A 26,470-nucleotide genomic window follows, 5' to 3' on the forward strand; every position below is an offset into this window, starting at 1 on the left:
GGACCCTCCCCTTTCGGGTGTACCGCCAGCCCTCGCGGCAGCTCTACTGTGAGCTGACTCACTCATACGTTCCGTCGACAGGAGCATCCATGCCCCCGCTGCCCACCGAGGCCACCGTCCGGTTCCGCGCCGCCCGCGACTTCCTCCAGGCACACGCGCTGGACTACGACGCCGCGCGGGACGGATTCGCCTGGCCCGAGCTCGACGAGTGGAACTGGGCACTGAACTGGTTCGACGTCCAGGCCGAGGGGAACGACGACCCCGCCCTGTGGATCGTCGAGGAGAACGACGGCGGCGGCGCCCCCACCGAGGCCAAGTACTCGTTCGAGGAGATGCGGGTCCGGTCCGACCGGACGGCCAACTGGCTGCGTGAGCGGGGCGTCGAGCCCGGCGACCGCATCCTGCTCATGCTGGCCAACCAGGTGGAGCTGTGGGACGTCATGCTGGCGGTGATCAAGCTCGGTGCCGTGGTCATCCCCGCCACCACGCTGCTCGCCGAGGGCGACCTGCGGGACCGCATCGCGCGCGGCGGCATCAAGCACGTCATCGCGCGCGGCGAGCTGGCCGAACGGTTCGCCGACATCTCCGGCGACTACCAGCGCATCTCGGTCGGCGGGGACGAGCGGGGCGGCGCGCCGGCGGGCTGGACCGACCTGGCCGGAGCGATGGACGCCTCCCCCGACTTCGAACCGACCCACACCACCCACGCCGACGACACCCTGCTCCTGTACTTCACCTCCGGCACCACCAGCAAGCCCAAGCTCGTCGAGCACACGCACGCCTCCTACCCGGCGGGTCACCTGTCGACCATGTACTGGATCGGCCTCCAGCCCGGCGACGTCCACCTCAACGTCTCCTCCCCCGGCTGGGCCAAGCACGCCTGGTCGAACGTCTTCACCCCGTGGATCGCGGGGTCGTGCGTGTTCATCTACAACTACTCGCGCTTCGACGCCGCGGCGATGATGCGCGAGATGGACCGCTGCGGCGTGACGAGCCTGTGCTGCCCCCCGACCGTGTGGCGGATGCTCATCCAGGCCGACCTGACCCAGCTGCAGGTCCCGCCCCGCCTGGCGGTGGGCGCGGGCGAGCCGCTCAACCCCGAGGTCATCGGCCGGGTCCGGGACGCGTGGGGGGTGACGATCCGCGACGGGTTCGGCCAGACCGAGACCACCGTGCAGATCGCCAACACCCCGGGCCAGCCCATCAAGGACGGCTCGATGGGCCGCCCGTGCCCCGGCTTCGACGTGGTGCTGGTCGACCCGGCCACCGGTCGGGAGCTCGCCGGCGATGGCGCGGAGGGCGAGATCTGCCTGCGCCTCGATCCCCGCCCGCTGGGACTGATGGTCGGTTACCACGGTGATGCCGAGCGCACCGACGCCGCCTACGCGGACGGCTTCTACCACACCGGCGACGTGGGGTCCCGCGACGCGGAGGGCTACATCACCTACGTCGGGCGCACCGACGACGTGTTCAAGTCCTCCGACTACCGGATCTCGCCGTTCGAGCTGGAATCGGTGCTGCTCGAGCACCCGGCCGTCGCCGAGGCCGCCGTCGTCCCCTCCCCTGACCCGGTGCGGCTGAGCGTGCCCAAGGCCTTCGTCGTCCTGGCCGGCGGCTGGGAGCCCACCGAGGCCACGGCGCGCGAGATCTTCGAGTACTCGCGCACCCACCTGGCCGGCTACAAGCGGGTCCGGCGCCTGCAGTTCACCGACCTGCCCAAGACCATCTCCGGCAAGATCAGGCGGGTGGAGCTGCGCCGCGGCGAGGTCGACAACGGTCCGTCGGTGGACTTCCCCGGTGAGTTCCGCGAGGACGCACTGCGCTGACGGTGGTCGCCGTCCGGGGCGTGCGAGGACGGGCGACGACGACGAAGTGGTCGTCGCCGTCCGGTGCGCGGTCCGCGGGCGGCCGCCACGCGACGCGGGTCCCGAGGCGGCTCACGTCCGGAGGAAGCCGTCGATCTCCTCGGGCGTCCACGGCGCATGCGAGTGGAAATCGCGGTACGCCAGGATCTGCGCCTCCGGCGTGGGGAATCGTCCGACGAAGCCGCCCGATCCGGCGAAGACGCCCCCGGTGATCCCCGCGGAGAGGTCGGAGACGAGATAGGTGTAGAGGGGTGCGACGTACTCCGGGCCCGCCGGGTCCAGTGCCCCGGCCACACTAAGCTCGTCGAGTATTCCCCGGCGCCCCAGGTCCCGGATCTGCTCCTCGTAGGCCTCACCACTGGACAGACGGGTGCGCGCGCCGGGGCACACGACGTTCGCCCGGACCCCGTGCTCGGCCAGTTCCGCCGCGATCGCCATGGTGAGTGAGGTGACGGCGCCCTTGCCGGCCGGGTAGCCGGTCCCGCCGTAGTCGCCCTTCCAGGCGAACGACGACGTGGTGACGATCGCGCCCGAGCCCGCCTCCACCAGGTGTGGCGCGAAGACGCGACAGGGGGCGAACACCGTGCCCAGGTGGGCGTCGATGAGGTCGGCGAAGTCGGCGTGGGACACCGTGAGGATCGACGACCCCGTCGGTTCGGGCACCCCGGCGCACGTGATGAGCCCGCCCACGACCGAGTCCCCCTCCCTCGCCCGGGCGAGCAGCTCCTCGGCCACGGCGGGCTCGTGTGCCGACCCGGCGACGCCGCGGATCCGGCCGGTCGACCGTGCCGCGAGGTCGTCGACCTGCTCGGCCAGAGCCCGTGGATCCCGGCCGTTGAGCACGACGTCGGCGCCGCGGGCCGCCAGGTCCTCGGCCACCGCGGCCCCGATCCCGCGGGAGGACCCGGTAACGGCGTAGGCCCGCCCGCCCAGGTGGAGCGCGGTCACTGCCGGCGGTCGTGGTCGGGCCCGCGGTCGGCGAGGACCCGCTTGGCCCACCCGTAGTCCGTCTTGCTGCTGGGGTGCCGCTCCACCGTGTCGACGACCCAGAACGCGACCGGGATCTTGAACCCCGCCAGGGTCGCGCGCAGCGCCTCCTCCAGGGCCGCGAAGTCCCCGGTGTGGCCGTCATGCCACTGGATCACCGCCCCGACCCGGTGGCCGAACCGCTCGTCCGGCACGCCCAACGCCACGGCGTCCTGCACGCCCTCGGCGGCCTTGACCGCCGACTCGACCTCCTCGGCGAAGATCTTCTCGCCACCGGAGTTGATCACCTGGCTGCCCCGGCCGAGCATGATGATCGTGTCCGGGCCGTCGTACCTGCCGCGGTCGCCGGTGAACACCCGCCGGGTCCCGGCGATCTCGCGGAACGTCTCGGCCGACTTGGCGGCGTCCTTGTAGTAGCCACTGGGCTGGTAGCCGGCCTTGACGATCCAGCCGATCTCGGTGGAGTCGTCGGGCAGCGGCTCGTCGAAGTCGTCCACCAGTTGCAGGCCGCTGCCCCGGGGGATGCGGGGGCCGTGGTCTGCGAACAGGGACCCGTCGTCGACGTTCGCCCTCGTCACGACTCCCAGCCCGCCGAAGCCGCTCTCGGAGGACCCGAACGCGTCCATGATCATGAGATCGGGGCGCAGCTCGAAGAGTTCGGCCTTGACCGACGGCGAGAACAGGGCGGCGCCGGAGCTGACCATGAACACGCTCGAGGTGTCGGCACCGGTGTTGCGCATCCGTTCCAGCATCGGCCGCACCATGGCGTCGCCGGCGAGGACGACGATCTGGATCTTCTCGCTCTCGATCTCCTCGAGCACGTCGTCCGCCCGGAAGTGCGGCAGGTAGTGGCACGTGCCCCCGGAGAACAGCGCGGTGAACGAGGGCATGAGCCCGGAGGTGTGGATGAGCGGGAGCAGCACGAGATAGCGTGCGGGGTCCCCGCCCAGTCCGGCACGGGACTGGTGGTACTCGTCGGGCACCGGCTCCCCGGTGTAATAATCACTGCCGCCGCCGAGGCTGCGCCACAGGTCCTCCTGCCGCCACATCACGCCCTTCGGCTTGCCGGTGGTCCCGCCCGTGAAGACGAGGAAGAGGTCGTCCGCGCTCCGTTCCACCGGCGTCCGGTCCGGCGAGGCCGCGGCGAGGAGTTCCCGGGCGTCGAGCGTGCCGGACGGCAGCTCCCCCGCCCCGGATCCGTCCTCGACCACGATGAGGTGACGCAGGCGGTCCGCGTCCCCGACCGCGCCCGCCACCGCCGGGGTGAACTCGCGGTGGAAGACCAGGGCGCAGGAGTCGGAGTAGTCGTACAGGTACCCCAGCTCGGATCCCGCGTAGCGGTAGTTGATGCTGACGGCCACGGCGCGGAGTTTGAGGACGCCGAGGAACAGCGCGATGCAGTCCACCCCGTTGCGCAGGTGGATCGCCACGTGATCGCCGGGACCCACCCCCCAGGAGGCCAGCCCGTCCGCCCACCGATTGGCCTCGGCCTCCAGGTCCGCGTACGTGAGCCGGCGGTCGTCCTCCACCACCGCGAGCCGGTCGCGTCCGTACGCGTCGACCGCGTGCTCGAAGAGATCTGCCAGGGTGTGTGCCATTGCGGGGTCCTCCGGGGCGGGCTACTCGGGTGGAGCGGACTCGTCGGGTGGGGTCGGTTCAGACGGGGGTGATGGGGAGCGGGGTGCGGGTGGGTCCGAAGGTGAACGCCGCGCCGGTGCTGATGCGGGTGACGGCGACCTCCTCGCCCTCCGTGGCCGGCTCGTCGCCCAACCGCAGGACCGCCGCCACGTGCGAACGGTCCGTCGGGACTCGCTCCACCGTCCAGTGCGGGTCGACCGCCTGCGCGGCGGCGGCGAGGGGCCGAAGTCCGTCCCGGGCGAGCAGCGGAAGCCAGGTGTCGTCGGCGAACCCGTCGGCGGCCGTGTCCCAGCGGACCGTCAGCTCGGTGCCGTCCGCGGACACCTCCGACGAGAAGCCCGTGTAGGCGGTCGGCCCGGCCATGGGGTGCAGGTCGAGCACGGCCGCGAGCCCACGGGCGTCCGTCGCGGCCCCCAGGACCTCGCGGATCCGTCCCGCCGCGACACCGGCGATGCCGGTGGCCTGATAGGCGAGGAGCCGGTCGGCGGTCTCGGTGTCCGACCGACGCCGCACCGACTGGTGGAAGCCCACTGCGAGCAGGTGCATCTGGAGATAGACCTCGCGGGTGATCCGGATGAGTGCGGCGGAGGTGAACTCGGAGAAGACCAGGTCCGTCAGCAGCGGTCCCGCATAGTCGTCGCGCGGGCCCTCGCCGGCGGTGTCCCGCGGCGCCGGGGGGTCGAACCGGAACTCGATGATCCGGCTCGACGCGGACTCGAGCGCGGGTCCGGGCACCGGGAACGGCTCGCCGTCCGGGTCGATCCGCACCCGCCAGTGGCAGTGCGGGGTGCGGCCCTCCGGGGCGCGGGGCGGGCGGTGGATGGGTTCGACGACCGCGAGCGGGTTGGTGGCCAGCGCGGTGGCGGGAAAGGTGGGGTCCTCGATGTCGTGGCACATGGTGGTGACCAGCCGATCCCCCATCGGTTCGACGTCCATGAGGGCGCCGCAGTGATCCAGCCAGAACTCACCGTTGTCGTGGTCGGTCACCGCGTACCGGAAGTCCATGAATTCCGGCGGGGCGCCCACGTCCAGTTGGAAGCCCTTGAAGATCTCGGCGACCCCGTCGCCGGTGATCGACAGTGCGTCCTTCATGCGGCGGGCGTAGTGGGGACTGGCGGCCTGCCACTCCTCGATCGCCACGTCCCTCATGCCGTCGACGCCGAACTCGCCGAGCAGGGCGGGCATGCCGGCCCGATCGATGAGCTGGCCGATGAGCAGCAGGTCGGGCAGGAGCCGGGCGAGGGTGGCGTGGTCGAGGGCCTCGAGGGGATCGCGCGGCGAGGAGTTGCTCACGGGACTCAGACCTCGTCCGGGGAGGAGACGGGCCACAGCGGTGCCGGGCTGTCCTCGATGCGGTACCAGCCCGCCGGCTTGTCTCCGGCCGCCTCGAACCGCTGCTTCATGGAGTCGGTCAAGGCGTCCGCCTCGTACATGCGCATGAACAGGTCGACGACGTTGCCGAAGTCGAAGAAGTCGCGGTGCCACGCCCACTGCTGGTTCCCGTTGTAGAGGAACCAGGATCCGCCCAACCCGTGGACCTCGTACGGCTCGCCCGTCTTCGGGTCCACCGTGTCGCGCGCGATCTGCTTCCACAGGCACAACACGTCCCCGGTCTCCGGGTCGATGATCGTGCGGATGTATGGGTACTCCCAACCGTCGAGTCCGGCCATCTCCTGCCCGAGCGCGATGTCGCGGATCTCGTCGCGGCCGACCGCCATGAAGTCGTCCTTGGTGCCGTAGTTCCACCCGTAGGTGGCGTCCTCGGCGTAGAAGTCGGCCAGCGGCGTCCAGTCCTTGTTGCGCTCACACACCGCGTTGGCCTCGATCCAGCGCTGTACGAACTCGGCGATCTCGGCGCGGTCGTATCGGGTCACGTCACTCACTCCTGGGGCTTTCCTGCGTCGGGGCTGGGGTGTCGACCAGGCGCAGTGCCTGTGTCGGGCAGTACTTGACGGCGGCCTTGACGGCCTCGAGTTGATCGTCGGGGATCCGGCCCCGCTTCGCCCGTACCTTCGCCTCGGGCCCCTTGGGCACCGTGAACCACTCGGGCGCCTCGGCCTGGCACTCGGCGTGGGCCTGGCACAGGTCGAAGTCGACCTCGACCCGCATCGGCGACTCCCCGCTCATCAGCGCCGCCTCCTCCGGTAGCGGACGGTGCACGGCTGGGCCAGCTGGACGACCATCTTCGAGTGGTCGTTGTGGTAGCTCTCCGCCGGCTGGGCGAGCTCGAACTCGAACTCCCGCAACAGGACCGAGAAGATGGCCTTGATCTGTAGCTGGGCGAACGCCGCGCCCACGCAGCGGTGCCGGCCGGCGCCGAAGGGGATCCAGGTCCAGCGGTTGACGATGTCCTCCTGCCGCGGTTCCGCGTACCGGTCCGGGTCGAACGCATCCGCGTCGGGGAAGTCCACCGGCAGCCGGTTGGACACCGCCGGCGAGGCGGCGACGGTCTGGCCGGCGTGGACGACGTAGTCCCCGATCCGCACGTCCTCCTGGGCGACACGCATGAGGATGATGAGCGGCGGGTGCAGCCGCAGCGTCTCCTTGAGGGCGTTCTCCACCTTGGGCATCTGCCGCAGCGCGCCGAAGCTGTACTCGGCACCGTCCGCGTAGACCTCGTCGAGTTCCGCCACGACCTGCGAGAGGTACCCGGGATGCTTGAGCAGTTCGATCAGCATCCAGGCGCTGGTCCCCGAGGTCGTGTGGTGCCCGGCGAACATCATCGAGATGAAGATGCCGGTGACCTCGTCCGGGGTGAACCGGTGCGTGCCGTCGTCGTCCTTCACCGAGACCAGCACGTCGAGAAGGTCCCGGTCCTCCTTGTCGGCGGGCGGGTTGGCGACGCGGTCGTCCATGATCGCCGAGACGAGTTCGACCAGCCCGGCGCGGGCCGCGTCACGCTTGCGGAACGCGGGGATGTCGGCGTAGGCGTCGATGTAGGCGTGGGGGTCGGTCCCCTGTTCCAGGTCGTGGTACAGGTGCGCGAACCGGGAATCGAGCTGCTCGCGGAACTTGGGGCCGATGAGGCACGCCGACGAGGTGTAAATGGTGAGTTCGGAGAACCACTCGAGCAGGTCGATCTCGCCCTCGTCGCCCCACTCGGCCACCATGCGCTGGACCTCGTGCGGGATGGTGACGGCGTGCTGGCGCATGTGGTCACCGCGCAGGGCGGTGTTGTGCAGCATCTCCGAGCGGCGCTCGGGGCTGGCGTCGAAGACGACGCCCTCACCGAACACCGGGGTCATGAACGGGTAGGCGGCCGCCTGGTCCAGCGCCTCGTCGGGCGCCCGGAAGAACGCCTCGTTCGCGGCCGCGCCGGAGGCCAGGCAGATGTCGCGGTCCGCGATCCGGAACACGCCCAGGTCGCCGCACTCCTCCCGGACCCGCCAGAACAGGCTGATCGGGTCGGTGCGCAACTCGTCCATGTGGCCGAGTCCGCCCTCTCCGCCGGACACGCGCTGCGGCTCGTCCAGCCCCGAGAAGTCGGTGGGCTCGTCGGTGGAACTGTCGATGCTGGTCACGAGTAGTCCTCCTCGATGGGGGCCTCCGGCTGGATCTCCAGCTCGGTGATCTGGGCGCCGCGGGGCATGGACACCATGGCGGTGACCCCGCGCGCGAGGTCGGCAGGTTTGCACATCCGGGGATGACGACCGAATCCGTGCCTGACCCATTCGTTGATGACGGCCTCGGCCGTGTCCTGGTCGAAGTCCGTACCCATCTCGGTCATCACCGGACCGGGCCGGACCACGCCGAGCCGCACTCCTGTGCCCTCGAGCTCCCGGCGGGCCTGCTTGGCCATGGTCTCCAGTCCGGCCTTGGCCGCCACGTACGCGCCGGAGCGCGGCCGGGCCGTGTAGGCCACGTCGGAGCCGATGAGCACGACGTCCCCGCGGCGGCGGTCGATCATGCCGGGCAGAACCGCGTGCAACAGGCGGTGGACGGCGAGCAGGTGGATGTCGAGCTGGGCGGCGAAGTCGTCCGGGTCCATTTCCCAGACCCGCGCCATCTTCAGGCTCCCCGCGCTGGAGACCAGCACCTCTGCGGGGCCGTATGCATCGGCGGCCGCGGCGACGAACCCGGCGACGGAGTCGGCGTCGGTGACGTCGACCGCCCGGGCCGTGGCCTCGCCTCCGGACTCGCGGATGGTGCGCACCAGGTCGTCGAGCCGATCCGCGCGGCGCGCGCCCACGACGACCGGGTGCCCGAGTGCCGCGAGCGACTCGGCACTCGCGCGGCCGATGCCCGAGGAGGCGCCGGTGACCAGGGCGGGACGTTCGGAGGCGTCCGGGTGGGACGGGAACCGCAGGCTCATCAGCGCGCCACCTCGACCCGCATGGGCAGATGGGCGAAGCCGCGGACGTTGGAGGAATGGACGCGCTCGGCCCCGGGGAGCAGTTCGTAGCCGGTGATCGTGCGGGCGATCATGTCCAGCGCGATGCGGCCCTCGAGCCGGGCGAGGTGCGCGCCGAGGCAGAAGTGGGGTCCCTGACCGAAACTCAGGCTCGCCGTGGTGTCCCGCGCGAGATCGAACGTGTCCCCGTTGTCGAAGACCTCCGCGTCGCGGTTCGCGGACCCGATGAGCAACAGGACCTTCTCGTCGGCGGGGATGGTGACGCCCCGGACCGTGGCGGCCTCCGTGGTGGTGCGCAGGACCATCTGGCTGGAGGTGTCGAAACGCAGCGTCTCCTCCACCCATGCCGGCGCCAGGGCGGGATCGTCGAGCACGGCCCGCGACTGCCCGGGGTACTCGTGGCCCCAGAACAGGGCGTTGGCCAGCAGCTTGGTCGTGGTCTCGTTGCCGGCCACCACCATGAGGAACAGGAAGGACAGGATCTCGTCGTCGTCCAGCTTCTCACCGTCGATCTCGGCGTCGAGTAGTGCGGAGGTGAGGTCCCCGGTCCGGGCGGTGCGACGCTCGGCGACCATCCCCTGGTAGTAGGTGATGAGGTCGAGCGCGGCCACCATGGAGTCCTCCGGCACGTCCTGCACGCCCTCCTCGCGGTGCATGACGAGGTCGGCCAGCCGACGCAGTTCGGCCCGGTCGACCTCCGGTACGCCCATGAGATCCGAGATGACGTCCATGGGCAGCTTGCCCGCGTAGTCGTCGACGAAGTCGACGGTCTCCCCGTCGCGGGACCGGGCCAGGCACTCGTCCCAGTACTGCCGCGAGATCCTCGAGATCCCCTCGGACAGGGCGTCCACGCGCCTGGAGGTGAACCCCTTGCTCACCAGCTTGCGCAGGCGGGCGTGGCGGGGATCGTCCATCGCGAGGAAGGACATCGTCTTGTAGGCGTGCGGACCGTACGCGGCGGGGTCCAGCGAGACCCCCATGGCGTTGGAGAACACGTCCGGCGCGCGGAACGCCTCGCGGACGTCCGCGTGCCTGCTCAGCGCCCAGAAGTCGAGGTCCGGGTTGTGGTAGACGGGCGCCTCCGCGCGGAGACGGGCGTAGAACGGGTAGGGATCCTCGTGCACCGCGTAGTCGTACGGGCTGAACACGAGCGGAGCGGGCGTCGCGGTGGTCATCTCGGGTGTCACCTCAGGATCAGTCGTGCCGCGGATTCGATCGCGTCTGCCATGTCCGAGTAGGAGCCGTAGCCCATGCCCGCCCGGACGAGTGCCCCGGCGTAGACCATCTCCAGCGCCTGGACCACCTCGTCGTCGTTCCGCTCCCCCAACGCCGCCACGAGGCGACGTCGGATGTCGGCGCCGATCCGGACCCGGAGGTGGGATACCTCGGGGTCGTCACCCAACAGGGCGGCGGTGACGGCCGACGACAGTTCGGGCTCGTCGGCGAGGAGGAGCGCGACGTCGCGCAACACGGCGACCACCCGGTCGGCGGTGGAGCCACCGTCGGCGGCCTCGGTCACGTGGTCGTCCAGACGCCGCCAGAACACCTCCGCGATGAGGTGGCCCTTGGAGGAGAAGTACGTGTAGGCGGTCGCCGGTGCGACGCCGGCCCTGGCGGCCACGGCACGGACGGCCAGGCCTCCCGGACCCTTCTCCCGCAGCACCTCGACCGCCGCGCTGGTCAGGCGGTCGACGGTCTCGGCCTGCTGGCCGTTGAGCCTGCGCCGCGTCGATTCGAACCGAAGATCACTGGACATGTGTCTGGACAGTACACCACCATCCGGACTATCGTCTAGACAGCTGTCCACCCATTCTGCATCGATCCACCGCGACGGAAGGCTCCGAAGTGACGACGAGCATCACCGACACCGCCCCCCTGCTGATCGGCGGTGACCTGCGACCCGCGACCGGGGGCGCCACGTTCGACGTCCTCAACCCCGCCACCGAGGAGGTCATCGGCCGGGCCGCCGACGCCGGGCGCGAGGACATGGACGCGGCCATCGCCGCCGCGCGCACCGCGTTCGACACCACCGACTGGTCCTCCGACCACTCGTTCCGCGCGCGGTGCCTGCGCCAGCTCCGCGACGCACTGCAGGGACACATCGAGGAGCTGCGGGCACTGACCATCGCCGAGGTCGGCGCGCCCCACATGTTCACGACCGGCCCCCAGCTGGAGGGGCCCGTCGCGGACCTGGGCTGGCTCGCCGACCTGGTGGAGGCCTACGAGTGGGTCACCGAGCTCGGGGAGTCCGAGATCATGGGCGTGCGCTCCAACCGCTCGACCCGGCGCGAGGCGATCGGCGTCGTCGGGGCCATCACCCCGTGGAACTTCCCCAACCAGATCAACTTCGCCAAGATCGGCCCCGCGCTGGCCGCCGGCTGCACAGTGGTGCTCAAGCCCGCCCCCGACACCCCGCTCATCGCCGCGGCCGTGGCCCGGATCGCCGCCGAGGAGACGGACATCCCCGCCGGCGTACTCAACGTGGTGTCGTCGTCCGACCACGGCCTCGGCGAACAGCTGACCACCGATCCTCGCGTCGACCTGGTCTCCTTCACCGGATCCACCGCGACCGGCAAGAAGATCATGGCCGCCGCCGCCGAGACGCTGAAGAAGGTCTTCCTCGAGCTCGGCGGCAAGTCCGCCGCGGTCGTGCTGGACGACGCCGACCTGAACTCGGCGTGCTTCATGACCGCCCTCAACGCGTGTACGCACGCCGGCCAGGGTTGTGCGCTGACCACCCGCCTCGTCGTGCCCCGCGAGAGGTACGACGAGGCGGTCGAGTCGGCCAAGGGCGCCATGGCGGCGTTCGCCCCGAAAGACCCCAACGACCCGGGTGCCTTCTGCGGCCCGGTCATCTCCGCGGTCCAGCGCGAGCGCATCGAGGGCTACATCGCCCTGGCGCGCCAGGAGGGCGGGACCATCGAGATCGGCGGCGGTCGCCCCACCGGCGAGGGCATGGAGCGCGGGTTCTGGGTGGAACCGACCCTCATCTCCGGTCTCGACAACTCGGCACGGGTCGCGCAGGAGGAGATCTTCGGCCCCGTGCTCGTGGTGATCCCCCACGACGGGGACGACGACGCGATCCGCATCGCCAACGACTCCCCCTACGGGCTGTCCGGGGCCGTGTGGGGCACCGACCCCGAGCGGATCGAGAAGGTCGTGGCCGGCATCCGCACAGGCACCCTCGGCGTCAACGGCGGCCAGTGGTACGGCGCCGACGTGCCGTTCGGCGGGTACAAGCAGTCCGGCATCGGCCGCGAGATGGGCCGCGAGGGCTTCGAGGAGTACCTCGAGATCAAGTCGGTCGCCACCCCGGCCTGAGGCCCCGGACAACCCCGGACAGCCCCGGACAGCACCGGAGAGCCCGGGCACCCGGCACCACTGGCCCGGCACCTGGCCCCACACCACTCACCAGCACCACTCACCAGCACTACCCCATCCAGCATCACCACGCCGACAGGAAGAGACACACGACATGGGACGTTTCGACGGTAGGACCGCCATCGTGACCGGAGCCGCCGGCGGCATCGGCGAGGAGTACGCCAAGGCCCTCGCGGCCGAGGGCGCGAACGTGGTGGTCGCCGACGTGTCGACCGAGAACGGGGAGCGCGTCGCCGCGGACATCGTCGCCGCGGGCGGCCGGGCGGTCTTCCAGCACACGGACGTCTCCGACCCCGACTCGGCCAACGCCTGCGCCGAGGCCGCGGTCGAGGAGTTCGGCCGCCTGGACATCCTGGTCAACAACGCCGCGATCTTCGGCGGCATGAAGCTCGACTTCCTCATCACCGTGCCGTGGGACTACTACGAGAAGTTCATGTCGGTGAACCTCAACGGTCAGCTGCTCATGGTCCGCGCCTGCTGGGAGAAGATGGCCGCCGCCGGCGGTGGCGCGATCGTCAACCAGTCCTCCACCGCGGCGTGGCTGTACTCGGGCTTCTACGGCCTGGCCAAGGTCGGCGTTAACGGCCTCACCCAGCAGCTCGCCACCGAGCTGGGCGGCTCGAACATCCGCATTAACGCCATCGCTCCCGGGCCGATCGACACCGAGGCCAACCGCTCCTCGACCCCGCAGTCGATCGTCAAGGAGATGGTCGACAAGCTGCCCATCAAGCGCATGGGTCAGCCGGAGGACCTGGTGGGGATGCTGCTGTTCCTGCTGTCGGACGAGGCGTCGTGGGTCACCGGGCAGATCTTCAACGTCGACGGCGGACAGATCATCCGGTCATGAGCGGGCATCCGATCACGAGCGACCCGGCCCCGGCCCCCGAACAGGACCCCGCACCCGCGATCGGCCCCGGCGGTCCCGGCGACTCCCCCGCCCCGGTCGGGTTCATCGGCCTGGGCAACATGGGTGCGCCGATCGCGAAGCGCCTCCTGGCCTGGCCGGGCGGGCTCGTGGTGTGCGACGTGCGCCCGGAGACGACCGAGCCGTTCGTCGCCGAGGGGGCCACCGCCGCCGCCACCGGTGCCGAGGTCGCCCGCACGGCGCGCCTGGTGTCGGTGACGGTGCTGGACGACGCCCAGGTGCGTGACGTCGTCGACGGGCCCGAGGGGATCCTGCGCACCGCCGCACCGGGGACCGTGATCGCGGTCCACTCCACCATCGCCGACTCGACGGCTGTTGAGCTGGCCGAGGTGTGTGCGACCGCCGGGGTCCACCTGGTGGACGCGCCGGTGTCGGGTGGCGCCCAGGGGGCGGAATCGGGTCAGCTCGCCGTGATGGTCGGTGCGCCGCGCGAGGTCTACGAGGCGTGCAAGCCGGTGTTCGCGCTGTGGGCGGGCATGCCCGTGCACGCCGGGGAGGTGGGTGCGGGCACGCGGATGAAGCTGGCCCGCAACCTCCTGCACTTCATCTCGTTCACCGCCACCGCCGAGGCCTCCCGGCTGGCCGAGGCCGCGGGCATCGACATCGCGAAGCTGGGCCGGGTGGTCCGCCACACCGACGCCATCACCGGCGGCGCCGGGGCCGTGATGCTGCGGGACACCACCGCGCCGATCGAGGCCGACGACTTCTGGCACGGCGTGTTCACCCACGTCCGCGGCCTGGGAGAGAAGGACCTGTCCCTCGCCCTGGGCCTGGCCGACCGGCTGGGCGTGGACCTGCCCCTGGGCACCATCGCGCTGCGCGACCTGGGCACCGGGTTCGGTGTCGGGCCGGGTGAGCTCGCCCGCCGCGCGGACGTCCGCGCGTCCGACGGCGTGTCCGGCGAAGCGGGCGGGACCGGACGAGACCACGACGACGACGAGGACGACGACCACGACCACGACGAGGAGAACCGATGAGCGACGCCGCGGACGCCGGGATGAGCCCGGAGCGCGAGCACGGTCTGGCAATGATGACCGAGGTGTACGGCTTCGAGATGTCCGACGGGCCGGGTGATTACTTCGCCGAGACCGCGGACCACCTGTTCGGTAGGATCTGGTCCCGCCCGGGGCTGAGTCACCGCGATCGCCGGTTGCTGCTCCTGGGGGCGCTGACCGCCCAGGGCAACACCGACATCGCGGACATCCAGGTGGGGGCGGCGCTCGGCAACGACGAGCTGACGCCCGAGGAACTGGAGGAGATCGTGGTGTTCCTCTGCTACTACGCGGGTTGGCCCAACGGGACCAAACTCGGCAACGTGGTGGGCCCGCACGTGGCGCGCGCCCGCATGTCCGCCCGCCGCACCGAGGGCTGAGGGGCGGGCGCTAGGTTGAAACCCATGACCGCACCCGAGATCGAACCCGCGCTGCTCGCCGTAGCGCTCGCCGCCCCCGGCTTCATGCCGCTGGAGGAGGGCATCACCTTGTACGACATCGCCTGCGAGTTCCTGGGCGACGGTGTGGGCGTGGAGATCGGCACCTACTGCGGTCGCTCCACCGTGTTCCTCGGCGCGGCCGCCCGCGTGACCGGCGGCAGCATCGTCACCGTGGACCACCACCGCGGTTCCGAGGAGCACCAGCCCGGCTGGGAGTACCACGACACCTCGCTGGTGGACCCGCACACCGGCCGCCTGGAGACCCTCGGCGCGTTCCGCCACACCATGTGGGACGCCCGACTCGATGACGTGGTGACCGCCGCGGTGGGCACGTCGACCCAGGTGGCCCGCGTCTGGGGCAAGCCCGCGTCGTTCGTCTTCATCGACGGAGGCCACTCCTCCGAGGCGGCGCAGGCCGACTACGAGGGCTGGGCCCCATGGGTGGAGATCGGCGGGGCGCTGCTGATCCACGACGTGTTCCCGAACCCGGAGGACGGCGGCCGTCCCCCGTACGAGATCTACTGCCGCGCGCTCGAGTCGGGCCAGTTCACCGAGGTCCGGGCCGTGGACTCGCTGCGTGTGCTGCGCCGCGACTCCGGCGAGGTCGGCGCGCCGATGCCCTGAGCCCCGCACGCCCCTTGACCCGCACCTCCAAGGATCCGCTACCCGGAATCCGGATCCGCTACCCCGATTCGAGTAGCGGATCCGGATTCGGAGTAGCGGATCTCGCAGTTGCGGGGTGCCCGAGTCTGGCGGTCGGGGCAGCGGCGGGGTGGGTCACACCGCCCAGCGGCCGCCGGCGCTCCACGGGTCGCCGGGCGAGGGCCGACCGCGCCGTGAGTGCAGGAACCGCCCCACCACGGCCGCGCCCAGGTCGTCGACGTCCGGCGCCACCACCGTGCCGTCGACCCTCCGGGCGAGCGCGTCCAGGAATCGGGACAGACCCGGGTCGTCGCCCAGCCGGAAGAAGGTCGTCTGAGCCCCGGTGCGGGCGACCCGGTCCAACTCGTCGACAGTGATCCGGATGGTGTCGGGGTCCGGCGGGTAGGCGAACCACGGCTCCCCGCCGCTGAGCAGGTGAGCGGTGGGTTCGCCGTCGGTGACGATGAGCAAAACCGGCTGCATCGTCGGGTGCTCACGGAAGTACCGCCCGGCGAGCAGGAGCGCATGATGCAGGTTCGTGCCGGCCTCGTACTGCGCGTCCAGGGAGAGCAGGTCCTCCACTGTCCGGGTCTGGGCGAAGCGGCCGAACGAGATGAGCTGCAGCCGGTCCTGCCGGAAGCGGGTACTCACCAGGTGGTGGAGGGCCAGGGCCGTACGCTTCATCGGGACCCACCGCCCCTCCATGGCCATGGAGAACGACGTGTCCACCAGCAGCGCCACGGCGGCCTGGGTCCGCGCCTCGGTCTCCCTGACCTCGATGTCCTCGGGTAGGAGCCGGATCCCCGCACCCGTCTCGCCCCCCTCCGCGGCGATCCGGGAGATCGCGTTGCCCACGGTCCTCGGCACGTCCCAGGACTCGACGTCACCGAACTCCCAGGCCCGGCTCGACCCCGTCTGCTCCCCCGCGGCCCCCGACAGCCTGGTCTCGCGCGCACCGGTCCGGCCGGACAACCGCTGTGCGGCGTCGCGGAGCAGTGACCTCCCGAGTTTGCGCAGCGCGGCCGGGGAGAGTCGGAGGTCCCCGTCCGGTCGGCGACTGAGGTAACCGGACTCGCGCATCTGCTGTTCGAGCCGCGACAGCGTCTGCACGGACACCGCCGCCTCGCGACCGAGATGGCGGGCCACCGCCTCCAGGTCGAGTTCGGACAGCGGGGACCTGTCGCTCCGGGAGAGCTGTTCGGCCAGCCGGTCGAGGTCCCCGAGTTCGGCCATGGCCGCGGTCCCCTCGGACATCCCCAACCCCTCGGAGCCCTCGAAGTCCTCCGAGCCGTCCCAGTCCTCGCCCGGACGCAGGGACTGCAGCAGCCCGTCCAACCGGCCCAGCTGCTCCATCAACTCGGGCGAACCGAACGCCTGCTGCGACAGGGCCATGAGCTCCTCCCGCTGCTCCGGGGTCATCGAGCGCATCATCCGCTGGGCAGCGGCCGCACGCTCGGCGAGGGTGTCGATCAACTCCTCGACGTCCTTCGGCTGCTCCGGGAACGCGTCGGAGTGCTTGTCCATGAACTCACGGAAGTCCTCGGGGGTGTCCTCTCCGCGGGCGTGCTTGTCGAGCAGCTCGGTCAGGTCCGACAGCATCTCCGACACCGCCGCCCGGTCGGCGTCGGTCGCGTTCTCCAGCGCCTGTTTCATCCCGGCGAATCGGGCGTCGAGCACCTCGGCGCCCATGAGGTCCTGGATGCGGCGGTACGCCTCGCGGGCGTCGGACGAGGCCCAGTCGTAGTCCTTGAGTTCCCCGACCGCGGCGGCCGGCGAGTCGGGCAGGTTCTCGATGGTCATTTCCCGCAGGGTGCGGTCCATCGGATCCATAGCGGTGTCGCGGGCGAGCTGTCCCCGCTCGGCGAGCAGCGCCTCGTCGAGCAGCCGGGAGACCTCCTCGAGGGTGCCGCCCAGGTGGTTCCGCTGCAGCAGTTCGCGGCGTCGACGCTGGATGCGTCCGGCCAGCTCGTCGAGGCCTGTCTGGTCGCGGCCGCCGGTGCGGAGGAACTCCCGCATGGACTGCTCCGGGGAGTACCCGGCCATGACGCCCTCGGAGACCGCGTCGAGCGCCTCGGACAGGTCGAGCGGGGGCGCGAGGGGGTCCGGCCCGCCGATGTAGCGCCCGTAGCGGGCGCGGGGCTCTGGTCGCGACATCGCGCACCTCCTGCTCCGGCGGCGCTCGGCAGCCGCCGATGGTGTCAGCCGTAGACGGCGGCGCCGTCCCCGGTCTCCTTGGACAGACGCCGTGAGAGGTAGAGCCCCTCCAGCGCCATTTCGATCCCGCCGGCCCGCTGGCCGACGTTGGACGCCCCGACCCTGTCGGCGATCTCGTCGTAGAGCCCCGGTTCGGACAGCTCGGGCAGGGCTGCGAGGAATTCGGCGGCGGTGACGCTCGCGCCGGTCGTGAGGGTCACCGACCCGTCGAACGCGTCGACCAGCGGGGTCATGTCGATCCCCCGGAACAGTCCGCGGACGACGTCCACCGTGGCGATGCGCAGCAGGTACCGCAGGATCTCGGTCTCGCGCCCCTCCTCGCCGGGCTCGAACTCGATCTTGCCGCGCAGGACTTCGACGGCGGCGTCCACGTCGACGAGCCGTGCCACGGACTCACCCGGGTCGTCGGCGCCCCGCACGGCCGCCCGCCGACGGGCCGCCGCCGCGACGGTCTCCGCGCCGGCGATGGCGAAGCGGGCGGAGACGCCGGAGGCCTGGTTGATCGAGTCGGAGGTGCGCAGCTCGCGCGTGAACCGGGCGAGCAGTTCCATCAGCGGGTCCGGCACCTCGGCGGTCAGCTCGGCTTCCTGCCGCACGACCTCGATCTCGTCGGCCAGGTCGAGCGGGTAGTGGGTCCGTATCTCCGCGCCGAACCGGTCCTTGAGCGGAGTGATGATCCGACCGCGGTTGGTGTAGTCCTCCGGGTTGGCCGAGGCCACCACCAGCACGTCTAAAGGGAGGCGCAGGACGTAGCCTCGGATCTGGACGTCCCGCTCCTCCATGACGTTGAGCAACGCCACCTGGATCCGCTCGGCCAGGTCGGGCAGCTCGTTGAGGGCCACGATCCCGCGGTTCGCGCGCGGCACCAACCCGTAGTGGATGGTCTCCGGGTCACCCAGTCGGCGGCCCTCGGCCACCCTCATGGGATCGACGTCGCCGATCATGTCGGCGACGGAGGTGTCCGGGGTGGACAGTTTCTCCACGTAGCGCTCGTCACGGTGGCGCCACTGCACGGGTAGCGCATCCCCCTCACGGGCGATCCGCTCGCGCGTGGGTCCGGTGATCGGCGCGAGCGGGTCCTCACCCAACTCGGATCCGGCCACGACGGGCGACCACTCGTCCAACAATCCGACGAGCGTGCGCAGCAGGCGGGTCTTGCCCTGACCGCGTTCGCCGAGGAGGACGATGTCGTGGCCGGCGATGATCGCCCGCTCGACCTGAGGGATCACCGTCGTGTCGAAGCCGTGCATGCCGGGCCACGGATCGCGTCCGGCGGCCAGGGCCGCGAGCAGGTTCTCGCGCAGCTCCTCCCGGAGGGTGCGGCTGGTGTATCCGGCGGCGCGCAGCTCGCCGAGAGTCTTGACGTTCGGCTTATCGCTCACACCGCCCACCGTAGCCCTGCGATGCCACTTCCGCTTCCGGCATAGGGTGGGCACCATGCGTGCAGTGCTGACCCTCGTCCTCAACATCATCTGGCTGTTGACCGCGGGCATCTGGCTGTTCCTCGGCTACGTGCTGGCCGGGATCCTCGCCTGCATCCTCATCATCACGATCCCGTTCGGGGTCGCGAGTTTCCGGATCGCCGCCTACGTGCTGTGGCCGTTCGGCCGGGAGGTCGTCGACCGGGGCCGTCCCGGCGGGGTGAGCACGGTCGCCAACGTCATCTGGTTCCTGGTGGCCGGACTGTGGCTGGCGATCGGCCACGTCGCCACCGCCGTAGCGCAGGCGGTGACGATCATCGGCCTGCCCCTGGCGTGGGCCAATCTCAAGCTCATCCCGGTCACGTGCTTCCCGTTCGGCAAGGAGATCGTCCGCTCCGACCGGGCGGCGATGGTGCCGGTCGCCACCCGCTGACCGCCCGGTCGCCACCAGCTGACCACGCACCCCCGCACCGCGGCCGGGCCGGGTCAGTCCTCGAGCGTCGGCTGGTGGTGGCTGGCGATCGACACCCGGTTGAAGGCGTTGATCAGCACGATCGTCCACTCGAGCGCCGAGAGCTGCTCGTCGGAGAAGTGGTCGGCGGCGGCTGCGATCGCGGCGGCACGTTCCTCGGCGTCGTCCAGCCGGGTCAGCGTCTCGGCCAGTCGTAGTGCCGCCCTCTCCGGGTCACCGAAGGCGTCGAGTTCCCGCCACGCGGGCAGCAGGTCGAGCCGGTCCTGGGAGACCCCGGCCTTGCGGGCCGCCGGCACGTGGGTGGCCAGGCAGGCCGCGCAGCTGTTGAGCTGCGAGACGCGCACGTTGACCAGTTCGAGCAGCGACTCCTCCAGCCCGGCCTCGCCGGAGGCCTCCCGCGAGGCGACGGCGGTGCGGACGAACCGCTTGTAGACCTCGCGCTGGGTGCGGTCCAACTGCGGAACCCCCATGTCAGCCCTCCCCGCCGAATCGCGCCCGGTCGGCGTCCGTGGCCTCCCGGTACGCGCCGGCGAACTCGTCCGCGTTCTTGCCGAGGAAACCCTCCACCATCGAACACACCGGCACGATGGTGATCCCCTCCTCGCGCGTGGCCTCCACCGCGCCGCGCACGAGTGCGGTGCCGATGCCCCGGCCACCGAACTGCTCGTCGACCACGGTGTGGTGGAAGACGCGCTCGCCGGCGTGGTCGCGGAAATCGGCGTGGCCGGCGACCTCGCCGGAGGCGTCCCGGACCTCGAACGCCTCGGTGGAGTCGGCTCGGTCCACGGTCACGGTCGCGCCGGTCTTGTCGGTGTACTCGGTCATCTGCGGTGTCCTCTCACATCGGGGTCGACTGCGCGCGCGGGTCCGGGTTGACCCGCGGTTTGAGGGTGGTGGTGGGCAGGGTGGGCGCGGGCAGCCGGGTCAGCCCCCGCGGGTCGTGGCCGATGTAGCCGTCCACGCGTCCGAAGCGCTCCGATCCGGCCTCCCACTGCTCGCGGTAACCCGCGATCTCGTCATGGGTCCGGCCGATGAAGTTCCACCACATGATGATGTCCTCCTCGAACGGGGTGCCACCGATGAGGACCGCCCGCCCGGCGGTGGTGCCGGTGTTGCGGATCGTCAGGGTGGTCTCGCCGACGCCGGTGTACGCGAGATGGCTGACCTCGACGTCGACGCCCTCGAGGGTCAGATCACCGGAGTCGACGAGCAGGCCGTGCTCGAAATCCGGGTCGACGTCCAGTCGCAGTTCGGCGCCGGGGTCGAGCCGGAGCTCCGCGGCCACGAGGGGGGTGTAGGTGGTGACCGATGACGACGAGCCCAGCAGCGACCCCATGAAGACCCGCGCCGATCCGCCGGCGAACCCGACCGGGTCGGGCACGTGGTGGTCGAACCTGCGGCCGCTGCTCTCGCGGTGGTCCTCGGGTAGCACGGTCCACAGCTGCACGCCGTGCAGAACGGTGGTGTCCTGGGTCGAGACCTCGGTGTGGCAAATACCGGCGCCGGAGGTCATGAGGTTGACCTCCCCCGGGCGCACCACCGCATGGTTGTCCCCGGAGTCGTGATGGGTGACGCTGCCCTCGAAGAGCCAGCTCACGGTCTGCAGGCCGGTGTGCGGATGCGAGGGCACGTCCATGCCGCCGGTGGCCGAGACGTCATCCGGTCCGTAGTGGTCGACAAAGCAGAAGGCGCCGATGAGCGAGCGCTGGCGCTGCGGCAGCGTCCGGCGGACCGTCATCGCCCGCGGCCCGCCCAGGGGCACCTCGCGGGAGGTGATGATCTCCACGACGGCCCCGCCGGGCTGCGCCTCTGCCGAACGGGGCCCGCCCGGCGCACCGCCGGCCTCGCACTCGATCTCGGGCGGGTCGGGGTCGAGGTTGCTCATTCGACGACCTCGCTCATCTCGGCGCGGGCGTCGACGGCCTCGCGGCGCAGCTCCAGCTTCTTGGCGTTGATCTTCCCGCCCAGCGCCAGGACGAGCGCCTTGTCCACGACCGCCACCGGCAGGTGGTCGAGGAGACGTCGGCCGAGGTCCCATCGCACGGCGTAGCGGCGGCGGGGGCGCGCGGTGGTACCGGCGGTCCACACCGCCTCGGCGAGGACGGACGGGTCGGTGGCCTTGTCGTCCTCACCGGCGGCCATCTCCCCCATCACCGCGGCCATCGCGGCGAACGGCGAACCGGGGGCGGTCGATTCCTGGAAGCGTCGCCGGATCGAGGCGGTCATCCCGGTGCGGAACGGACCCGGTTGGACGAGCACGACGTCCAGGCCGAGGAACATCAGCTCGCGCCGCAGCGCGTCACCGTAGGCCTCGATCGCGTGCTTGCTCATGGCGTAGGCGCCGTTCATCGGCATGCCGTGCTGGGGGCCGGTCTCGGAGCTGATGAGCACCACCCTCCCGCGGGTCTCCCGGAGGAGGTCCCACAGGGCGTGGACGGTGCGCACGGTGCCCATGACGTTGACGTCCAGGACCTGCTGCACCCGGTCCGGATCGGTCTCGGCCAGCGGCCCGATCCCGAGGACGCCCGCGAACGTGACGAGCGCGTCGAGGCGGCCGTGCTCGCGTCGGACCCGGTCGGCCAGGGCGGTGAGCGAGGCGGAGTCGGTGACGTCCGCGGCGTGGGACGTGATGCGGTCACCGCCGGGCGGTGCCTGGAGGTCGACGGCCACGACGTGCCAGCCCCGCGAGGCGTAGAGCGCGGTGGTGGCCGCCCCGAGGCCGCCCCCGGCTCCGGTGACGACGACGACGGGGGCGGCGGGCGCGCTGGTGTCCATACCCTGACGGTACCGGCGTGCGGAGTCCCGGTGGGGCTGTCCAGGTGGCCCCGCCCGCCTCAGACCAGGGCGTTGAGGCCGAGTTTGCCGGCGAGGCGGTCGATGTAGGCCAGGACCTCGTCCTCGGTCCGATCCGGGGTTCCGTAGACGAGCTCGTGGACGCCGAGCTCGCGGTAGGCGTCGATCTTCTCGTGATCCGGTTTCCCGTCGAGGACCACGATGTAGGGCTCGCCCTCCCGACCTGCCTCGGCCCACAGTTCCCGCAGCGTCCGTACGCTGCCGGCGATGTCCTGGGAGATCGGGGTGGTCATCCAGCCGTCGGCGCTGCGGCAGATCCACCTGAGGTTCTTCTCGGTGCCGGCCGCTCCCACGAGGGTGAGCGGGCCGGGAGTACGGGCGGTCTTGGGCCAGGCCCAGCTGGGGCCGAAGTCCACGAACTCTCCGTGGTACTCGGCCTCGTCGTGCGTCCACAGCTCCCGCATGGCCTCGAGGTACTCGCGGAGCATGGTGCGCCGACGCTTCGGCGGCACGTTGTGGTCGGCCATCTCGTCCAGATTCCAGCCGTACCCCACGCCGAGCACGGTGCGCCCGTCGGAGAGGTGGTCGACCGACGCGATGGTCTTGGCCAACGTGACGGGGTCGCTCTCCACCGGGATGGACACGGCGGTCCCGAGACGGATGGTCGACGTGACCGCCGCGGCGGCGCCGAGGGCGACCCACGGGTCCAGGGTGCGGCTGTACCGCTCATCGGGGAGCTCGGCGCCGCCGGTACCCGGGTGCGCGGCCTCGCGCCGCACCGGGATGTGCGTGTGCTCGGGAACGTAGAACGCGGAGAACCCGGCCCGCTCGGCGGCCACGGCGGCCGTGGTCGGCCGGATGCCCCGGTCACTGGTGAACAGGGTCAGTCCGAATTCCATGCGTTCTCCCTCGTGCGCAGCGTCGACCCGCCGCCTGACACCTGATCAGACAGGTGTCCAGCGGCGGTGTCGCCACAGACTAGCGCACGACTGCGGCGGGTGGGCAGACCTCGCCCGCCACGCAGTCGGCCGGATCCCCCGGCTGGGACTGCAGACGCTGCATGGTGTGGTGCGAGACGTAGCGGAAGATCTCGTTGCCCGGGGTGGTGCGAGATAGGGCGTCCGCCGCCAGCAACATGACGGCCGCGGTCCATGTGCTCAGCTCGACCGGCCACCGCTTGCCGTCGGCGAAGACGAGTCCGGTCCAGTAGGAGCCGTCGGTGTCCCGCAGGTGCTGCATGTTGGTGAACTGCGCGAGCGCCTGCTCGTGTCGCCCGGCCGCCTCCAGGGCGAGGACCAGCTCGCACGTCTCGGCCCCGGTGACCCACGGCCGGTGGTCGACGCAGCGGATGCCCAGGCCGTCCACCACGAAGTCGTCCCACCGGGAGTCGAGCCGCGCCTGTGCCTGGTCCCCCACCATCACACCGGCCAGGACCGGGTAGTACCAGTCCATGGAGAACTCGTCCTTGGGTGTGAAGAGCTCGGGGTGGGCGCGCAGCGCATGGCCCAGCCGGTCGGCGGCGGCGTCCCAGTCCGGCGCGCTCCCGCCGAGCTCCTCGGCGATCGCGACGCCGCAGCGCAGCGCGTGGTGGATGCTGGACGAGCCGGTGACCAGCGCCTCCTCGCAGAAGCCCTCGGGTCCGGCGCCCCACCACATCTGCCCCTCGGGACCCTGGAAGGTCAGCACCAGGTCGAGTGCCCGGCGCACCGTCGGCCACATCGACTCGAGGAACCCGGGCCTGGCGCTCACCAGGTGGTGGTGCCACACGCCCACCGCGACGTACGCGCAGAAGTTGGAGTCGATGTCACCGTCGGCGACGTGGTCGTCCTGCCACTTCATCGGCCACGACCCGTCGCCCCGCTGGGTGTCCCGGAGGAACCCGTACGCCCTCTCGGCGGCCTCCCACTGACCCGCGACGGACAGGCCCATTGCCGATTCCACGTGATCCCAGGGGTCGGTGTGACCGCCGGTGAACCACGGGATCTCACCGTTGGGTTTCTGGACGGAGGCGAGCCACTCGCCGGTGGCGCGGACCGCGTCGGCGTCGAGGACCCCGGGCACGGCGGGGACCGGACGTTGGCTGGTGACTCCGGTGTTGGGCGTCTGCACGGACGATCAGGCCTCCACGGGCTTACGCAGGTAGAACACGATGGACTTGCCCATCACCGGGTTGAGCACCTTCTCGGCGGTGCGGGTGATCCAGGGCCCCTTCATCAGGTCCCATACGAGCAGCTTGTGGTACGCCTTCGGCAACGGGTGGTCGTCGTTCTCCGTGCCCACCGCGCACTTGAGCCACCAGTACGGGGCGTGCAGCGCGTGGGCGAACCCGGTGCCGGTGACCTCCAGGCCCGCCGCGCGGAGCTTGAACCCCAACTCCTCGGCGGTGTAGATCCGGCAGTGCCCACCCGGGTTGGAGTGGTAGGCGTCGGACAGCTTCCAGCAGAGCTTCTCCGGCCACTCACGCGGCACGGTCACCGCGGCGACGCCGCCCGGCTTGAGGATCCGCACCAGTTCGGCGATGGCCTTGGTGTCCTCCGGGACGTGCTCGAGCACCTCGGAGATGAGCACCAGATCGAAGGTCGCGTCCTCGTACGGCATGTTGAGCGCGTCCCCGGTGACGGCCTCCCCCTTCGAGGTGGGCAGCCCCTCGCCCTCGGCCTCCATGGCGGCGAGCATGTCGGAGACCTGCTGCATCTCGTCGGCGTTCTGGTCGAACGCCGTGACGTCCGCGCCACGCCGGTAGAGCTCGAAGGTGTGACGACCGAGGCCGGCCCCCACGTCGATGGCTCGCATACCGGGGGTGACCCCGAGACGGTCGAAATCAGCGGTCAGCATGCGGCGTCCTCCTGCTCACGGATGGTGTACTCACCGGACTCCGGGAGCACCTCGGGCACGTCATCGGTGACGTGCTCGTCGATCTCGGTCTGATCCGGCCCGAGGACCGGCCCGGCCGTCAGGTCCGGCAGCGCGTCGCCGCGGACCCGGGCGATCGCCGCCTCGTAGACCTCGACGGTCCGGCGGGCGACGGCGGCCCAGCTGTAACGCTCCATGACTCGTGCACGGCCGCCCTGAGAGAGGCGTTGCCGCTCGGCCGGGTCGGACAGCAGCGCGCTGATCTCACGGGCCAGCGCGTCGACGTCGCCCGGCTCGACCAGGCGGGCCGCCGAGTCGTCCGTGCCGACGACCTCCGGCAGCGCGCCGGCACGCGTCGCGACGAGAGCGCAGCCGCTGGACATGGCCTCCACCGCCGGCAGGGAGAAACCCTCGTACATGCTCGGAACGACCGCGATCTCGGCCGACCCGACGAGATCGGCGAGCTCGCCGTCGTCGACCCCGGACACCAGGTCCACCGCGTCCCGCAGGCCCAGCTTGTCGAGCAGCCTCGCGGCCTCACCCTTGCGCTTGAGCTTGGACACCAGCGTCAGGCGCACGCCCGGGTGCTCTTCGCGGACCCTGGCCAGCGCGCGCAACAGGACCGGCACCCCCTTGAGCGGCTGATCGGCACTGGCCACGCAGACCAGGCGGCCGGGCTCGCGCACGCGACGATGGTGGAACCGGTCGGTGTCCACGCCCAGCGGGATCGTGACGATGCGGTCCGGGTCCACGCCGAAGTCGGTGGCGATGTCATCGGCGGAGTTGCTGGAGACCGTGATGATCTCCTGCAGCTTGCGGGAGACCCGCATCTGCATGCCCAGGAACCCGAACCAGCGCCACGTCGTGATCTTCTTGCGCAGCGGGGCCTCCTTCATGGCCAGCGCGCGATCCCGCGTGATGGGGTGGTGCACCGTGGCCACGACGGGGAAACCCGCCTTCTCCAGGTCCAGCAGGCCGGATCCCAGGCACTGGTTGTCGTGCACCACGTCGAAGTCGTCCAGACGCTCCCGGAGTGTGCGCGCGGCCCGCATGCTGAACGTCCGCGGCTCCGGGAACCCGGCGGTCCACATGGTGACCACCTCGAGCACGTCGATGAGGTCGCGGATCTCCCGCGGGTGCGGGGTACGGAACGGGTTCGCGTCGTTGTAGAGGTCCAGACTCGGGACCTCGGTGAGCGTGGGGCCCGGGTCGAGTTCCGGGTAGGGCTGACCGGAGAACACCTCGACCGTGTGTCCGAGTGCCGCCAACTCGCGGCTGAGGTGACGGACGTAGACGCCCTGGCCCCCGCCGTGCGGCTTGCTCCGGTACGAGAGCAGCGCGATCCGCACCGTCGATCGCCTCCTTCATGGTCGTCGGCCCGCCGTCGGCGAGTGTCGCGGGCCGCGACGGGCACATCGGGAAAGTCTAGAACACGTTCGCCCCGGTCCCACACACGGCCGGACGAACGCACCGGACCCCCGGCGCGAGAGGCGCTC

At 71.0% G+C, this 26,470-nt stretch carries 26 protein-coding genes; 7 read left to right on the forward strand and 19 right to left on the reverse strand.

Going from position 1 to position 26,470, the window contains the following annotated elements; genetic code table 11:
* The first annotated feature begins 89 nt into the window (after positions 1–89).
* Positions 90–1,826: an AMP-binding protein gene (locus tag VZF99_RS11270; RefSeq protein ID WP_206474869.1), complete on the forward strand. Its 1,737-nt coding sequence runs from the start codon at positions 90–92 to the stop codon at positions 1,824–1,826.
* Positions 1,827–1,937: 111 nt separating this feature from the next.
* Here the strand turns inward: VZF99_RS11270 and VZF99_RS11275 are convergent, their stop codons facing one another.
* The 9 genes from VZF99_RS11275 to VZF99_RS11315 form a co-directional block, all read right to left on the reverse strand.
* Entirely contained in the window at positions 1,938–2,813 is an 876-nt protein-coding gene (locus VZF99_RS11275) for an SDR family NAD(P)-dependent oxidoreductase (RefSeq protein ID WP_407334791.1), read from the reverse strand.
* Entirely contained in the window at positions 2,810–4,450 is a 1,641-nt protein-coding gene (locus tag VZF99_RS11280) for an AMP-binding protein (RefSeq protein WP_407334792.1), read from the reverse strand. Before VZF99_RS11280 ends, VZF99_RS11275 begins: the two co-directional genes overlap by 4 nt.
* A 58-nt stretch (positions 4,451–4,508) precedes the next feature.
* Positions 4,509–5,792, reverse strand: coding sequence for a hypothetical protein (locus VZF99_RS11285; protein WP_407336119.1), 1,284 nt, complete (start codon positions 5,790–5,792; stop codon positions 4,509–4,511).
* On the reverse strand, positions 5,789–6,364 hold the full coding sequence (locus VZF99_RS11290) for a nuclear transport factor 2 family protein (RefSeq protein WP_120284093.1): 576 nt from the start codon (positions 6,362–6,364) through the stop codon (positions 5,789–5,791). Before VZF99_RS11290 ends, VZF99_RS11285 begins: the two co-directional genes overlap by 4 nt.
* Position 6,365: 1 nt before the next feature.
* Complete coding sequence (locus tag VZF99_RS11295) at positions 6,366–6,617, reverse strand: ferredoxin (RefSeq protein ID WP_394855078.1); 252 nt, start codon at positions 6,615–6,617, stop codon at positions 6,366–6,368.
* Entirely contained in the window at positions 6,617–7,915 is a 1,299-nt protein-coding gene (locus VZF99_RS11300) for a cytochrome P450 (RefSeq protein WP_407336120.1), read from the reverse strand. The genes VZF99_RS11295 and VZF99_RS11300 overlap by 1 nt, the downstream gene beginning before the upstream one ends.
* A 92-nt stretch (positions 7,916–8,007) precedes the next feature.
* Positions 8,008–8,802 (reverse strand): SDR family oxidoreductase, encoded by a 795-nt coding sequence (locus tag VZF99_RS11305; protein WP_325770527.1) that lies wholly within the window; start codon positions 8,800–8,802, stop codon positions 8,008–8,010.
* A complete protein-coding gene (locus tag VZF99_RS11310; protein WP_407334793.1) occupies positions 8,802–10,016 on the reverse strand; it encodes a cytochrome P450 in 1,215 nt (404 codons plus the stop codon). The genes VZF99_RS11305 and VZF99_RS11310 overlap by 1 nt, the downstream gene beginning before the upstream one ends.
* An 8-nt stretch (positions 10,017–10,024) precedes the next feature.
* The gene (locus VZF99_RS11315) at positions 10,025–10,597 is read right to left on the reverse strand and encodes a TetR/AcrR family transcriptional regulator (protein ID WP_067716757.1); all 573 of its coding nucleotides are present in this window, start codon (positions 10,595–10,597) and stop codon (positions 10,025–10,027) included.
* Positions 10,598–10,686: 89 nt separating this feature from the next.
* Here VZF99_RS11315 and VZF99_RS11320 point away from each other — a divergent pair, with 89 nt between their 5' ends.
* The 5 genes from VZF99_RS11320 to VZF99_RS11340 all read left to right on the forward strand — a co-directional run bounded on the left by VZF99_RS11320 (position 10,687) and on the right by VZF99_RS11340 (position 15,203).
* Positions 10,687–12,162 carry an aldehyde dehydrogenase gene (locus tag VZF99_RS11320; RefSeq protein WP_407334794.1) on the forward strand — a complete coding sequence of 492 codons (1,476 nt, stop codon included), beginning with the start codon at positions 10,687–10,689 and terminating at the stop codon, positions 12,160–12,162.
* 154 nt (positions 12,163–12,316) lie between these two features.
* The gene (locus VZF99_RS11325) at positions 12,317–13,069 is read left to right on the forward strand and encodes an SDR family oxidoreductase (protein ID WP_407334795.1); all 753 of its coding nucleotides are present in this window, start codon (positions 12,317–12,319) and stop codon (positions 13,067–13,069) included.
* On the forward strand, positions 13,066–14,124 hold the full coding sequence (locus VZF99_RS11330) for an NAD(P)-dependent oxidoreductase (RefSeq protein WP_407334796.1): 1,059 nt from the start codon (positions 13,066–13,068) through the stop codon (positions 14,122–14,124). The genes VZF99_RS11325 and VZF99_RS11330 overlap by 4 nt, the downstream gene beginning before the upstream one ends.
* Positions 14,121–14,519, forward strand: coding sequence for a carboxymuconolactone decarboxylase family protein (locus VZF99_RS11335; RefSeq protein WP_407334797.1), 399 nt, complete (start codon positions 14,121–14,123; stop codon positions 14,517–14,519). The genes VZF99_RS11330 and VZF99_RS11335 overlap by 4 nt, the downstream gene beginning before the upstream one ends.
* A gap of 24 nt (positions 14,520–14,543) precedes the next feature.
* Positions 14,544–15,203, forward strand: coding sequence for a class I SAM-dependent methyltransferase (locus VZF99_RS11340; RefSeq protein WP_120284103.1), 660 nt, complete (start codon positions 14,544–14,546; stop codon positions 15,201–15,203).
* Positions 15,204–15,356: 153 nt separating this feature from the next.
* Here the strand turns inward: VZF99_RS11340 and VZF99_RS11345 are convergent, their stop codons facing one another.
* Entirely contained in the window at positions 15,357–17,375 is a 2,019-nt protein-coding gene (locus VZF99_RS11345; protein ID WP_407334798.1) for a hypothetical protein, read from the reverse strand.
* A 44-nt stretch (positions 17,376–17,419) separates the two neighbouring features.
* A complete protein-coding gene (locus tag VZF99_RS11350) occupies positions 17,420–18,817 on the reverse strand; it encodes a sigma 54-interacting transcriptional regulator (RefSeq protein ID WP_407334799.1) in 1,398 nt (465 codons plus the stop codon).
* Positions 18,818–18,872: 55 nt separating this feature from the next.
* On the opposite strand from VZF99_RS11350, the gene VZF99_RS11355 reads away from it, so the two are divergent.
* On the forward strand, positions 18,873–19,289 hold the full coding sequence (locus VZF99_RS11355) for a YccF domain-containing protein (protein WP_069389572.1): 417 nt from the start codon (positions 18,873–18,875) through the stop codon (positions 19,287–19,289).
* A 53-nt stretch (positions 19,290–19,342) separates the two neighbouring features.
* Here VZF99_RS11355 and VZF99_RS11360 read toward each other — a convergent pair whose 3' ends face one another.
* The 8 genes from VZF99_RS11360 to VZF99_RS11395 form a co-directional block, all read right to left on the reverse strand.
* Complete coding sequence (locus tag VZF99_RS11360) at positions 19,343–19,798, reverse strand: carboxymuconolactone decarboxylase family protein (protein ID WP_407334800.1); 456 nt, start codon at positions 19,796–19,798, stop codon at positions 19,343–19,345.
* 1 nt (position 19,799) lies between these two features.
* A complete protein-coding gene (locus VZF99_RS11365) occupies positions 19,800–20,153 on the reverse strand; it encodes a GNAT family N-acetyltransferase (protein WP_154830624.1) in 354 nt (117 codons plus the stop codon).
* A gap of 13 nt (positions 20,154–20,166) precedes the next feature.
* Complete coding sequence (locus VZF99_RS11370; RefSeq protein WP_407334801.1) at positions 20,167–21,213, reverse strand: pirin family protein; 1,047 nt, start codon at positions 21,211–21,213, stop codon at positions 20,167–20,169.
* The gene (locus VZF99_RS11375) at positions 21,210–22,103 is read right to left on the reverse strand and encodes an SDR family NAD(P)-dependent oxidoreductase (protein ID WP_185950682.1); all 894 of its coding nucleotides are present in this window, start codon (positions 22,101–22,103) and stop codon (positions 21,210–21,212) included. Before VZF99_RS11375 ends, VZF99_RS11370 begins: the two co-directional genes overlap by 4 nt.
* A gap of 59 nt (positions 22,104–22,162) precedes the next feature.
* Positions 22,163–23,020, reverse strand: coding sequence for an LLM class F420-dependent oxidoreductase (locus tag VZF99_RS11380; protein WP_069389557.1), 858 nt, complete (start codon positions 23,018–23,020; stop codon positions 22,163–22,165).
* A gap of 79 nt (positions 23,021–23,099) precedes the next feature.
* Positions 23,100–24,230, reverse strand: a complete 1,131-nt coding sequence (locus VZF99_RS11385) for a prenyltransferase (RefSeq protein WP_120284118.1) — start codon at positions 24,228–24,230, stop codon at positions 23,100–23,102.
* 6 nt (positions 24,231–24,236) lie between these two features.
* Positions 24,237–24,956: a class I SAM-dependent methyltransferase gene (locus VZF99_RS11390; protein ID WP_119192178.1), complete on the reverse strand. Its 720-nt coding sequence runs from the start codon at positions 24,954–24,956 to the stop codon at positions 24,237–24,239.
* Positions 24,950–26,323 carry a glycosyltransferase gene (locus VZF99_RS11395; protein ID WP_185950683.1) on the reverse strand — a complete coding sequence of 458 codons (1,374 nt, stop codon included), beginning with the start codon at positions 26,321–26,323 and terminating at the stop codon, positions 24,950–24,952. The genes VZF99_RS11390 and VZF99_RS11395 overlap by 7 nt, the downstream gene beginning before the upstream one ends.
* Positions 26,324–26,470 lie beyond the last annotated feature (147 nt).

Source organism: Dietzia kunjamensis (assembly GCF_045689975.1).
In the GTDB taxonomy this organism is placed as follows: domain Bacteria; phylum Actinomycetota; class Actinomycetes; order Mycobacteriales; family Mycobacteriaceae; genus Dietzia; species Dietzia kunjamensis.